14 protein-coding genes and 1 pseudogene are annotated in these 12,827 nt (G+C 42.0%); 4 read left to right on the top strand and 11 right to left on the bottom strand.

Going from position 1 to position 12,827, the window contains the following annotated elements; all coding sequences use genetic code 11:
* From OSCI_RS00775 to OSCI_RS00730, 9 genes and pseudogenes are all read right to left on the bottom strand, one after another.
* Nucleotides 1–576, bottom strand: a 576-nt coding sequence (locus OSCI_RS00775) for a Uma2 family endonuclease (protein WP_039961448.1), incomplete at its 3' end; no start/stop codon positions are given.
* Nucleotides 577–595: 19 nt separating this feature from the next.
* Nucleotides 596–1,075, bottom strand: a complete 480-nt coding sequence (locus OSCI_RS00770; protein WP_007352924.1) for a DUF29 domain-containing protein — start codon at nucleotides 1,073–1,075, stop codon at nucleotides 596–598.
* A gap of 226 nt (nucleotides 1,076–1,301) precedes the next feature.
* Nucleotides 1,302–3,103: pseudogene (ureC, locus tag OSCI_RS00760) on the bottom strand (urease subunit alpha).
* Entirely contained in the window at nucleotides 3,100–4,110 is a 1,011-nt protein-coding gene (locus OSCI_RS00755) for an endonuclease NucS domain-containing protein (RefSeq protein WP_007352923.1), read from the bottom strand. The pseudogene ureC and the gene OSCI_RS00755 overlap by 4 nt, the downstream one beginning before the upstream one ends.
* A gap of 49 nt (nucleotides 4,111–4,159) precedes the next feature.
* A complete protein-coding gene (locus OSCI_RS00750; protein ID WP_007352922.1) occupies nucleotides 4,160–4,471 on the bottom strand; it encodes an urease subunit beta in 312 nt (103 codons plus the stop codon).
* A 20-nt stretch (nucleotides 4,472–4,491) separates the two neighbouring features.
* The gene (gene ureA / locus OSCI_RS00745; RefSeq protein WP_007352921.1) at nucleotides 4,492–4,794 is read right to left on the bottom strand and encodes an urease subunit gamma; all 303 of its coding nucleotides are present in this window, start codon (nucleotides 4,792–4,794) and stop codon (nucleotides 4,492–4,494) included.
* Nucleotides 4,795–4,799: 5 nt separating this feature from the next.
* Nucleotides 4,800–5,105, bottom strand: a complete 306-nt coding sequence (locus OSCI_RS00740) for a DUF86 domain-containing protein (RefSeq protein ID WP_234708681.1) — start codon at nucleotides 5,103–5,105, stop codon at nucleotides 4,800–4,802.
* Nucleotides 5,106–5,124: 19 nt separating this feature from the next.
* Nucleotides 5,125–5,454, bottom strand: a complete 330-nt coding sequence (locus OSCI_RS00735; protein WP_007352919.1) for a nucleotidyltransferase family protein — start codon at nucleotides 5,452–5,454, stop codon at nucleotides 5,125–5,127.
* Nucleotides 5,455–5,543: 89 nt separating this feature from the next.
* Entirely contained in the window at nucleotides 5,544–6,455 is a 912-nt protein-coding gene (locus OSCI_RS00730; protein ID WP_007352918.1) for an urease accessory protein UreD, read from the bottom strand.
* Nucleotides 6,456–6,875: 420 nt separating this feature from the next.
* Here OSCI_RS00730 and fmdA point away from each other — a divergent pair, with 420 nt between their 5' ends.
* The 3 genes from fmdA to cax all read left to right on the top strand — a co-directional run bounded on the left by fmdA (nucleotide 6,876) and on the right by cax (nucleotide 9,707).
* Complete coding sequence (gene fmdA, locus OSCI_RS00725) at nucleotides 6,876–8,051, top strand: formamidase (RefSeq protein WP_007352917.1); 1,176 nt, start codon at nucleotides 6,876–6,878, stop codon at nucleotides 8,049–8,051.
* Nucleotides 8,052–8,184: 133 nt separating this feature from the next.
* A complete protein-coding gene (locus OSCI_RS00720) occupies nucleotides 8,185–8,448 on the top strand; it encodes an FmdB family zinc ribbon protein (protein WP_007352916.1) in 264 nt (87 codons plus the stop codon).
* A gap of 158 nt (nucleotides 8,449–8,606) precedes the next feature.
* A complete protein-coding gene (gene cax, locus OSCI_RS00715) occupies nucleotides 8,607–9,707 on the top strand; it encodes a calcium/proton exchanger (protein WP_007352915.1) in 1,101 nt (366 codons plus the stop codon).
* A gap of 111 nt (nucleotides 9,708–9,818) precedes the next feature.
* Here the strand turns inward: cax and OSCI_RS00710 are convergent, their stop codons facing one another.
* Nucleotides 9,819–10,580, bottom strand: a complete 762-nt coding sequence (locus tag OSCI_RS00710) for a Uma2 family endonuclease (RefSeq protein WP_007352914.1) — start codon at nucleotides 10,578–10,580, stop codon at nucleotides 9,819–9,821.
* Nucleotides 10,581–10,692: 112 nt separating this feature from the next.
* Nucleotides 10,693–12,237 (bottom strand): DUF655 domain-containing protein, encoded by a 1,545-nt coding sequence (locus OSCI_RS00705; RefSeq protein ID WP_234708680.1) that lies wholly within the window; start codon nucleotides 12,235–12,237, stop codon nucleotides 10,693–10,695.
* Between the two features lie 185 nt (nucleotides 12,238–12,422).
* Here OSCI_RS00705 and OSCI_RS00700 point away from each other — a divergent pair, with 185 nt between their 5' ends.
* On the top strand, nucleotides 12,423–12,821 hold the full coding sequence (locus OSCI_RS00700) for a DUF7682 family zinc-binding protein (RefSeq protein ID WP_007352912.1): 399 nt from the start codon (nucleotides 12,423–12,425) through the stop codon (nucleotides 12,819–12,821).
* Nucleotides 12,822–12,827 lie beyond the last annotated feature (6 nt).

Genomic DNA, 12,827 nt, shown 5'->3' with positions numbered 1-12,827 from the left:
GCCTTCATTATCTCCGAAAGTGACATCTTCATATAAAGCATCTATGCTAGTGCGAAAGTCGATGCTTGTTAGGTGAATTTCACTGCCTGGAAAGTAGAATTGTAATACCCAAAATCCCTCGGTGTTGCGGCGGAAGCAGTCTAAACGTTGGCGCTTTTGGCTAATTAAAACGTATTCTTGGAGGGTTTCTAATTGTTGATAGTCGGCAAATTTGTCACCGCGATCGAAAGCTTCTGTGGTTGGTGATAAAACTTCGACAATTAAACAAGGATATTTTTTATGATTTGTCAATGCTCGATCTCTGGCATCACAAGTTACTATCACATCAGGATAGTAATAGATATTAGCCGTATCTATTTGGGCTTTCATGTCAGCCATATAGACGCGGCAACCTGTCCCTCGCACATGATTTCTTAACAGGGCAAATAAGTTTCCGGCGATGGTAACATGAGCATCACTAGCGCCTGCCATTGCGTACATTTGTCCGTCAATATATTCGTGTTTGATGGGGCTGAGTTCTTCTCCTGCTAGATAATCTTCAGGAGAAATGTAATTTTGGGTTTGATTCGCTATCATTGTTTTGAAAATGCAGCTACTATATGATTATATCATTCTCAGTCGGTAAAAAATCAGGATTAAGAACTTCTTCTCCAGTAAAGGGAGACTCTGGGGGAAATATCTCAATAGATAAACCTGTTTCATCTGCGGCTAGTTCTCTGGCATCTTGATAAGATTCATTAAAAATCTCTTCAAAAAAACGGTATAAACTCGGACTGGTTTTGAAGGTATCTCGGATGCGTTTACGATGTTCACGAATAGTGTACACCCAACTATTTGTTTGTTTTTCCGGCTGATATTTATACTTAAGTAAGTGCATTAAAAGTACCCGCAAATTACTTTTTAAAGCATTTTTATCGTTTCTCCCCATACTTTCCAATTCTTCTAGTAAGTTCTCTAAATCTATTTCGGCAAATTTTCCCTCTCTTAATAAGTTGATAGTTGTCTGTAACCACAGATAAAAATCCTGTTCATAAAGGGATGTTATTGCAGTTGTCATTGATTGGATAGTTGTCATTTTGTTTGACTCCCTTTCTCTTCTCTATACATAAGCCTAACATATTCCATCTGTTATTTCTCAGCCATTCATTGACAAAAACTTGAACCTCAATTCAAAGCGGTTGAAACCGCGTCTACACACACGAAACCCGCCTGCGCGGGTTGAAATTCTATAGTCTGCGCAGGCGGAAGAAAGTTTGTGTAGCCGCGAATTCCATTCGCCAGGAGTTAATAACAACCACCCATCAAAACAAAAAGTACCTCTGTGCCATTGGCAAAATAGTTGCCGGTTCACAAGTTAATAATTCCCCATCGGCCCTCACTTCATAAGTTTCTGAATCTACCTCCATTTGAGGCAAAGCATCATTCAGTTTCATATCTCTTTTAGTGATTTGTCGCGTCCCCGAAACAGCTAAAGTTTGCTTTTGCAAACCTAACTGTTTAGCAATATCATTTTCTAGGCCAGCTTGAGAAACAAAAGTAAAAGAAGTTGCGGCTAGAGCACCGCCAAAACTGCCAAACATTGGCCGAGAATGAACGGGTTGAGGTGTAGGAATACTAGCATTAGCATCTCCCATTTGGGAATATGCGATCGCACCTCCCTTAATCACGATTTCTGGTTTCACACCAAAAAATGCCGGTCGCCACAAACACAAATCTGCTAATTTCCCCTCTTCTACAGAACCAACGTACTGAGAAATACCGTGAGTAATTGCCGGATTAATTGTATATTTAGCAATATATCGCTTAGCCCGAAAATTATCATTAACCCCCCCTCGTTTCCCCCCTTGGTAAGGGGGGTTAATAAATATGTTTCCCCCCTTGGTAAGGGGGAGTTAAGTCTGTTCCCCCCCTTGGTAAGGGGGGTTAGGGGGGGTAAATGTCCCCGCTGAACTTTCATTTTGTGTGCTGTTTGCCAAGTACGAACAATCACTTCTCCGACTCTTCCCATCGCCTGAGAATCCGAAGAAATCATGCTAAATGCGCCCAAGTCGTGCAAAATATCCTCAGCAGCAATTGTTTCTCTTCTAATTCTTGATTCAGCAAAGGCAACATCTTCAGGGATGCCTCGATCTAAGTGGTGACACACCATCAACATATCTAAATGTTCTTCCAATGTGTTAACAGTGTAGGGACGAGTAGGGTTAGTTGATGATGGTAAAACATTGGCTTGACCACACACTTTAATAATATCGGGTGCGTGTCCGCCGCCTGCACCTTCGGTGTGATAAGTATGAATTGCCCGATTTTTAAAAGCGGCAATTGTTGCTTCCACAAATCCTGCTTCATTGAGTGTATCGGTGTGAATTGCTACTTGTACGTCGTACTCGTCAGCAACACTTAAACAAGTGTCAATTGTGGCGGGTGTCGTTCCCCAATCTTCGTGCAATTTTAAACCCATTGCACCGGCATTAATTTGTTCAATTAATCCTTGAGGTTGACTGCTATTTCCTTTGCCTAAAAATCCGATATTCATGGGGAAAGCATCTGCCGCTTGCAACATTCGGTAAATGTGCCAAGGGCCGGGGGTGCAAGTCGTCGCATTTGTGCCTGTTGCGGGGCCGGTGCCGCCGCCGATCATCGTGGTAATTCCTGATGCGATCGCGACTTCGATTTGTTGAGGACAAATAAAGTGGATGTGGCTGTCAATTCCTCCCGCAGTCAGGATCGTTCCTTCGCCGGCAATGACTTCTGTGCCGGGGCCGATAATGATATCTACGTTGTCTTGAATGTAGGGGTTTCCGGCTTTACCAATTTTCTCAATTTTGCCATTTTTAATGCCAATATCTGCTTTAACAATTCCCCACCAATCTAAGATTAAAGCATTAGTAATTACGGTGTCAACGGCTCCGTCAGCGTTAGAAATGGGGGATTGTCCCATGCCATCTCTGATGACTTTACCTCCGCCAAATTTGACTTCATCCCCGTAGGTGGTGAGGTCTTGTTCTACTTCAATAAATAATTCTGTGTCTGCTAGGCGGACGCGATCGCCTGTGGTTGGGCCAAAGGTTTCTGCGTAGGCGCGGCGATTCATTCTATAACTCATATTAATGCACTCCTCATTTCATTTAATTGGGTCACAAAGTGGTTAACCTGTTCTTCTGTTTTAAAGAATCCTTCCCCAACTGAACCAGACCTATCATCTTGCCCTATTTGTTCATAGTTAGGTAACAAAGCAATTAACTTTTCCCGATCAACTTTCAAATAACTTGAAAGTCTATCTGTGTACACCTTAAATTTTAGGCCATCATTAGAATTGCTTTCAGTTAGCAAAAGATTTAAGATGGCTTGGCTATTTTTACCAGTCCCCCTTAATGCCAGACCTTTTGTTGTTGTATTCATCCAAAATATCTTTGGGATAAGTTCTTTGTAAAGTAGCCTATACACTTCTCCAATTTCATTGCTATCTGCTATCTCAGCTAATTCCTTTTTCGTTAAATAAAGATTTCTTTTTGATGTATTTACCAGCTTTCTTTCAATATCCATCAAGAATTTTCTTGCTAGTAATTCTTTGCCATTCGAGTCACGGAAATACTGGAATGTTGCCACATTAATTCTCACACCATAGGTTTCTGATAAGTATTGAATAATCCTTTCAGAACTACGATCTATCTGTGCAGCTACAATTATGATGTTGTGCTGAACATTCAAGGCATCAGGTAACTCCGAGTTAAATCGATCGCGGAAAGCATTTTCTAAATTAGTACCATTTTTAGTGAACAGATAACTATTGGCAATTTCTGTAACTCTATCGTTTGACAAATCCTTAACCCATGAAGCATAATCCAAGGCTTGTGCTGTTACTTCTCTTTCTGTTTTGTCCTTCTTTAACTCAACAATGACCAAATCTCCGTTTCTATCTATACATAAAAGGTCAAGTTTTCCACCATGATCGGTAATCACTTGCCTGCCAATCACCAAGAGATCGTCTGCTAGGATTGAGATATCATTATCGAGCCAGGTTTCTAAACGAGATTCTAAGTCTAATTTAGATTGATTAATCTCATTTAATTGATCCTTTGATATTTCCCACAGTCTAATTTGATCTGGCATATCGAAATTACACTCCTACTAATCATTTATTTTTAAATTGGTAAAAGTCTCATCCATCTAATTGACCGTTAATTTTACCATTAAACCCATAAACTTGACGACTCCCAACAAAAGGCACTAAATTAACTTCTCGCTCATCTCCCGGTTCAAATCTAACTGCTGTCCCGGCGGGAATATCTAAACGCATTCCTTTAGCCAAATCTCTGTCAAATTCTAAAGCTTCATTCACTTCAAAAAAATGATAGTGAGAACCGATTTGGATGGGACGATCGCCTGTATTAGCTACCATCACTCGCACAACAGAACGACCTGCATTCAGTTCAATTTCCCCATCCGCAACAATCATTTCACCGGGAATCATAATCAAGCTCCTTATATTTATTATCGAATTGGATCGTGGACGGTGACAAGTTTTGTGCCATCGGGAAATGTGGCTTCAACTTGTACTTCATGTACCATTTCTGCAATGCCTTCCATCACATCTTCCCGCGTTAAAAGAGTTGTACCATAACTCATTAAATCGGCGACAGTGCGACCATCTCTTGCACCTTCTAAAATGGCAGCAGAAATATAGGCAATCGCTTCTGGATAGTTCAATTTTACACCTCTTTCCTTACGTCGCTCTGCTAACAAAGCAGCCGTGAAAATCAGTAATTTGTCTTTTTCTTGTGGTGTTAGTTGCATCTTTATTACTCCGATGGAATTATTTTCTCAAGTTCGGCTATTAACGGCGGTAAATCATCCGTAAGTGTCTTCCATACTACATCGAGTTTAATATCGAAATAGCCGTGAATCAGACGATTTCTCATGCCAATGATTTGTGGCCAGGGAAGTTGTGGTAATTCGGCCTGACGCTCTCTTGTAATATTAGCAGCAGCCTCACCGATTATTTCAATACATTTGACCAAAGATAGTGTTAGCATCCGGTCGGTGTCCAGGTCACTTCTGGTTCTGTTTTCGGCAAATGAAATAGCCTCTTTTGCTGCATCCAGCATATGAAGCAAACGAGTCTCATTATCTATAAACATATATTACCTCTGCTGAATTAACAACTTTTTCTCGGAAATAGCGGCTCAATTCCTCCGCAGTTCGCAAATCCACTTTTCGCCCCAATATTTCAGTTAGCTCAATTTCCATTCCTGCTAACCCAAAAAAACCGGGGCATTTCTCTTGCATAAATTCTACCAGCACATCAACATCACTATCTGGTCTAAAATCGCTCCGTAAAACTGAGCCAAAAAGTGATAGTTTACTAATGTGGTTTCTCTGGCAAAAATCAGCGATCTTATCCTCACTAATCTTGATCGGAAGTTGCTGGTATTTTTCTTGGGATACTATTTGCATATTGTTGTAATCAATAATTATCTGATGATATTATATCATCTAGTTCTTGACATTAATTAAACCTTGTGCCAGAATCTAAAAACATAATGCTAACTTGGCCATACTCTTGGCAAACAAACGGGGCGATCGCGCATTTCCAGCCGCAGCAATTGCCAAACCGCAATAAACCAACGTCTCGCCTCAGCAGTTGATGAACCGCGATATCGGCACAATAAGCCATCTGTAAGGCGCGTCACCCCTACGGATGGCTGAGTTCTGACACCATCACCGTCATCGGCAAGGCGAGTATTTTGCCACAGCGATCGCTCCCCCTGGCTAAGCCTACGCACCTTTTCCACTATCTCCGTAGTTGCGGGTTCCCCTACCCAAGCGAGGCTGGCCGCTACAGGGTGTCCCCCTAAGCCATGCTCGCTTTCGAGCATTTCTTCACCCTTGAGTAATTGCCTGTCAATCCACAGAGGACGACCTTGCTGCCAGACTTCAACGTGCGATCGCCACTCTCCCGACACAAATCTTTCCCCCCTAGCACTGCGCCCAAATCGCGTAATTTCCCACAGCAACAAGCTTGCTCCTAGCTCTAATTCTATCCGCAAATCTTGGCGGTAAATCGCCCCAGCAAATACAATTGTTTCCTGCGGCAACCATTCTAAATTAGCATTCGCAGCCAGCTTTATTCTAATACTTTGTCTAGCTTCTAAACCGCTACTGCGATAAATCTTACCAGCGGCGGCAGTAGTTATTAAAGTTTTAGCATCCGCTTCTAACTGGAAATTCATCGAAAGGCTATCCCCTCCCACAACTCCTCCAGCCGTATGCAAAATTACGCTGTGACAAACCTCTTTTCCTTCAGGATAAAACGGACGTTGCACCTTTAACGGCGCTTGTACTTGATTGCGAATAATTTGAGTAGCACCCTGGCGATACCCATAGACTAAATCAAGATGGCCGTGCCATCCCTCAACCAATTTATTAACAGCCTGTCCGACTAAATTTTCAGTCATCAATTATTTAGAGTTTTAAAAGAGCGAATATCAATCATCTACCAATAGAGTTCACTTAAGATTGTCATTGCGAGGAACGAAGCAATCTGGGTGTCTATTTTTTATGGATTTTCCCTCTTGGTATCTCCGAGCTGAACTGTATTGACCAATATACCATAACTGCTCTATCACAATTGTAAAATTTATCTATAGCGCGTCTAAATAAGTTTTATAACCCACTTACTTCTTTAGCTAATACTTGATTTTGGAAAAAGCCAAAGGCAAGCAATTTAGATTGATATTTATGTAATGATAATCATTATCTCAAACAATCTTATTTATAATTAAACTTATTTTGTAAAAAAAGTTACATTTATCAACTTTAAAATCGGCAAAGATGCCCATACAATGTAAAAATCACTAATTAAAGGGGTGCAGACTATGCCTCAAGTTCTCTTCAAAGTTGACTTGACTAAACCAATGTCCGAACAGGAATTAGTGGGTCATAATCGGTGGCATCCAGATATTCCAGCAGTTGCTTCTGTTAATCCTGGTGACGTATTTCGCATCGAATGTAAAGACTGGACAGACGGGCAAATTAAAAATGATGATAATCCCGATGACATTCGCGATGTAGACTTAACAGTAGTTCACGTTTTGAGCGGGCCAATTTACGTTAACGGCGCACAACCTGGGGATATTCTTGTTGTCGATCTCCTTGATATTGGAGCTTTACAAGGAGATGAATGGGGATTTACAGGGATTTTTGCTAAAGAGAATGGGGGCGGATTCTTAACCGAACATTTTCCAACTGCTGCTAAAGCAATTTGGGATTTACAGGGGATTTATACCAGTTCGCGACACATTCCTAATGTCCGATTTGCAGGCATTACTCATCCTGGTTTAATCGGCTGTGCTCCTTCTCAAGAATTGCTAAATACATGGAATCGCCGGGAATCCGAACTGGTAGCAACAAATCCCGATAGAGTACCGCCTTTAGCAGCGCTTCCTAACCCCCAAAATGCAGTTTTGGGATCGTTAAAAGGTGCGGAATTTGAAAGAGTAGCCGCAGAAGCCGCACGGACTGTTCCCCCACGCGAACACGGCGGTAATTGTGATATTAAAAACCTGTCGCGAGGTTCCCGAATTTACTTCCCAGTTTATGTAGAAGGCGCGAAACTTTCAATGGGAGATATTCACTTTTCTCAAGGAGATGGCGAGATTTCCTTCTGCGGTGCAATTGAAATGTCTGGCTATATTGACCTCCACGTTGATATCATCAAAGGTGGCATGGAAAAATACGGGATGGTCAACCCAATTTTCAAACCGGGCCCGGTGGAACCCCGCTACTCTGAATACCTAGTTTTTGAAGGTATTTCTGTTGATGAATTTACGGGTCAGCAGTATTATATGGATGCCCATGTTGCTTATCGGCGAGCTTGTTTGAATGCCATAGAATATCTGAAAAAATTTGGCTTTACTGGCGAACAAGCATATCTGTTGTTAAGCTGCGCTCCTGTTGAAGGTAGAATTAGTGGTATAGTTGATATTCCCAATGCTTGCTGTACTATTGCTATCCCGACGGAAATTTTTAACATGGATATTTTGCCGTCTTAATTAGTAGTAAAAACACGGCAAACGTAACGCCGTCCTCTGGGCGAGTAAATCGACCACCCAGAGGGCGGCGTTACGAGGAAATTTTGTGAATCATTAAACTTTTAACATCCTAAATCTCAAAGTCAAAATAAATATGCCTCTTTACGATTTTCGCTGTGAAACTTGCGGTCTATTTGAGAAATGGCGGGCTCTTGCAGAAGTAGATAGTCCTGTGGTTTGTCCTACCTGCGAAACGGTTGCTAAACGTATCTTTTCGCCACCGATGATTTTAACTGGAAAGTTGAGATTGAAAGCTGAGGAAAATAAGGAACCGCAAGTGATTAAGCGTTCTGAGGAACCAAAACCGCAGGGGAATCGCGAACACCGAGGGGGACGACCTTGGATGATTGGTCACTGATGGTTAGGGGTGCGATTTAGAGCAAAAGCCCTTTACTGAAGATGTTAAGGCAAAACTTAATCATTGCATTGACAAAATAGGGGAGAATTAAGTTGCGATCGCACACTCGATTAGCCAGTCAAACTAATAACTCCCTTCATTAACACATCAGCCTTGTTATGTCAATCAAAAAAATACTTTCTATAGTTCTGTTAGTCTTTATTCCCATTTCCATAGCCGCTGACCTTTTACATTGGGGTACCCTCACAGTTTTCATCACATCTGCCTTAGCCATCGTCCCCCTTGCCATTTGGTTAAGCACTGCAACCGAAGAAGTTGCCATCACCACAGGCCCTTCTATTGGCGGTTTATTAAATGCAGTCTTTGGCAATGCTACCGAATTAATTATCGCCTTAGTTGCCTTAAAAGCAGGCTTAGTTGACATTGTTAAAGCCAGCATTACCGGAACTATTATCAGTAACTTACTCCTGGTTATGGGACTTTCAATGCTATTAGGAGGAATCCGCTACAAAGAACAAGAATTTAAGCCAATTATCGCCCGCGTGAATGGTTCCACTATGACTCTAGCCGTGATTGCCATTCTGTTACCGACAATGGTAATCTATACTTCAAATGGAGTAGAGCCATCAGCTATTCGCAATCTATCGCTAATAGCAGCAATTGTGTTAATTACAGTTTATGGTTTAACGCTGCTATTTTCCTTGAAAACTCACAGCTATCTTTACGAAGTCGGATTAGTAGAATTAGAATCAGAAAATCATCACGATGGCGCTACAGAATCCGCAGAACATAAACCCAATTTGTGGCTGTGGGTTGGGGTTTTAGTAATATCAACAATTGCCGTAGCCTTTGAATCAGAAATCTTTGTCGGCGTTGTGGAAGAAACTACAAAAGGTCTAGGTTTGACACCACTTTTTACAGGCGTAATTCTTTTACCCCTAGTTGGCGGTGCGGCAGAATATGTAACTGCGGTGGGAGTAGCAATGAAAAATAACATGGATTTATCAGTTTCAGTGGCAATGGGTTCTAGTTTGTTAGTTGCCCTGTTAGTAGCGCCGATTTTAGTTTTAGTTGGGTTAGTAATTAATCAACCAATGGATTTAAACTTCAATCCTTTTGAAGTAATTGCCGTTGCGATCGCTGTTACAATTGCTAATTTGATCAGTCTTGATGGTCGTTCTAATTGGTTAGAAGGAGTCCTACTGTTGGCAACTTACATTGTTTTAGCCGCAGCTTTCTACTTTCATCCAATTTCGTAAATCTGAGGCGGGTTTTCTAGATTTCTTGCACTTACGTAGAGACATTAGCTAACCCGTACCGACAGGAATTATGGTCAATTAGCCAGACGTGATATGACCACGAATTTTCATTTATACAGAATCAGGATCGACTCCCATTTCTCGCAACTTTGCCGCCAAACGTTCAGTTTTCTGTAACCGAGTTTGTTCTTCCTTAATCAACTCCTCAACCAATGGCGGATTTAACATTTCATCAACAGATAAAATTAGATCGGGGAATACTAAAGATGACATTTCTTGACCAGACAAATAATCCACCTGCGTATAACTCTCTTCACCTTCAGGGAATGACAAAACCCTGACTCGCTGTTTATTTTTAGCAGGATCGCAAATCACATATTCCGGCACATTGGCTAATTCATACTCTGCTCGTTTAATTACATAATCAGCCCGCCGATCTTTACTTACCACCTCTACTACTAATAGCGGTGTTTCACTCAAATCTAGTATGCCAGAACCTGGTCGCTCAAGAATTTGTTGCCACAAACTTTGAGTGCAAACAACGACATCAGGAATGCGGGATGTGTCATTCTCTGTTCTTACTCCTACAGAAGTTTTTACTACTAATTCAAGATTATGCTCAGCTAGATAGCGCTGCAACTTGTAAACAAAAAATTCGCAGATTGCTGTGTGTAAAGCTGTCGCTGTTGCCATTGTTATCAATTTTCCTTTGTACAGTTCATATTTTACACCGGATTCACCTTGGTAACAACGGTACTCTTCAAAAGTCAAAGTTGATGAAGGATCGACTGCCTTTTCTTGCACAATTTCTTCTACAGATTTTTCTTTGTTTTCTTCAACAACTTCTGCAATTTCTGCCACAGATTGAGACATATATTTTGTCCTATTTCTACAATTTATTATTGTAACAAATATTAACTTAAAAGTCAAGACACTCTACAATAAAAAACCCTGACAAACCTAAAATTAGCTATTAAATTCTACTTTACCAAGTAACGCGATCGCGCCACCGTTCTAACATCTTTTTTCCAACCCCAGGAACCCGATCTAAATCTTCCAAAGACGAAAAAGGTTGTTGCTTTCTCGCGGCAATAATCTTTTGAGCTAATTTCGGCCCCACTCCTGGCAAAGTTTCCAACTCCGCCTGATTAGCAACATTCAAATTCACTAACTTCTTCTCAGCAGCATTAACCATTTTTCCATCAGACTTAGGTAGCGCTGCACACAGTTGCTTTTGCGCCTCAATTTTCTGCGCGATCGCGCGTGGCAAACCCAACACTACATTCTGATACAGACGCTCAAACTCCCGTTCAAAATGGGCCGCCACCGTCTCACTTTCAATCACCAAAAGGGCTTCATCATTCCCATAATTAGCGGCCTCAGTCCAGTTATGAGAACCAGTAATGACAATTTTTCCATCCACCACCCCGAACTTATGATGCAAGCGATCGCCCTCCTGCAATTGCGGAACTCCCATAGTTGCGATCGGCTTTTGCCAAGGTCGATTTTCAGCTTCAAACTGACAATTATCAAGTAGCGCCACCCCCATCATATCCAACCCCTCACTATAAGAGCGATAGGCAAAACTAGGGTCAATTAATCCCCGAATCGCTACTCCTGCTTGAGATTTATATTCCAGAGTATTCACCAAACGCTGGGCAGAAAATACAAACAGCGCCAAATTAACCGACTTTCTAGCATTTGCCAAAGTCCGATCGATTAAACCATTACTACTTTTTTCCCAAGGAACAGTTTTCGCAGTTGGCGAAAATTGCACGGCAACAGTGACATTTCCCAGATTAATCTGCTGTACCGATCGCAACGGCTTTTTAATCCCAAACTTACTATCTGGCTTACCCCCCGGCCCATCTCCCCACATCATGTTAAATTCTTGAGTAAAAAGCTGGGCTAATTCCCCGCTCTCAATTTTCAACAAATTATTAAGATTGCCTCGACTTGTCGCTACCCCGAAGTCTCCATGAATATCTGACGGTGTAAAATTAGCCGAAGTCACGATCAAACTTTTGCCATCGACAACTTCCGCCTGATTTAAATTCCCATCCTTATCAGCATCCGCCAATTGGATAAATTCACTATAGCGATCGCGCTCTCTCTGTGGCAATTGGCGCACCTCATCCTTCGTTAAACCACTCCAAGGGCGACTGTATGTATTTTCCACGATCGCCCTCACCCTCACCCCCGCCGCCTGTTGCTGAGCCATTGCTCGCGCGATCGCAGGCAATCGCAACTCCTGCACCGCCACATCCACCGTCAACTGGGCACCCGCGATCGCATCAGCAATTAGCTTCTCAAAGTCATCTCCATATCTAGTCTGTTCGCGGTAAAATTCCTTATAGAGCGAACTTTCCGACTGGTTGAAATACACCTGAAGCAAAGGATCTTGAGGCAAAGGAGCCAAACGCGGAGTTAATAGCTGAATCTGTTTTCCCCTTTGGTGACAAGCTGCGAGGCTGATTGCCACAAACAAAGCACAGCAGTAAAGTAGTTGAGTATAAGAAAATCTAGACACAGAACTTTAATTTTTTAGGTCTTAAGGGTTTTAGCAATTCAAAGCTATTCGATCGTGTAAAGTTACAATGCTATTTATGAAAGGGGATAGATTTTGCGTCTTGTAGGACTGCCTCGAAGCCGGGAAGCATCACTGGTGCGGTAGCAGCATTCAGGGGCGTTGGTCAAACCCGACACCAGTGCTATATGGCTAAAAGAAAACGGATTTTTCCGTGCGGTCACAAAGGATATGGTAAAACGTGCCATCGCTGCACGCAAGAGCGTCAGGCACAGGATCATCAAGTTCTGGCGATCGCAGAAAAACGAAACAAAAAACTGGAATGGGAGGCATCATTTGCCCAGGATGTCATTGATTTACGAGGACTCCCTGATTATGTAGTAGTAAAGGCACGAGCCATCATTACTACTGTCACCCACAAGAATTACAGAGAATTTGGCGGCAAGCGCCTCCGTCACAACCGTTTCATTATCAGTATCCCTGTAACACGAAACTACAGAATGCTCTGCGAAGATTGTGGCACTTTCTTGATTCCTCAAAAAGTTATATCCCACGAAGCCTACAATGTCTGCAAACCAGGAAGTTAGGGGAGA

Origin of the sequence: Kamptonema sp. PCC 6506, from assembly GCF_000180455.1 — a bacterium.
In the GTDB taxonomy this organism is placed as follows: Bacteria; Cyanobacteriota; Cyanobacteriia; order Cyanobacteriales; family Microcoleaceae; genus Kamptonema; species Kamptonema formosum.
The sequence above is the reverse complement of the archived record's forward strand: the minus strand, read 5'-3'. Positions and strand labels throughout refer to the sequence as shown.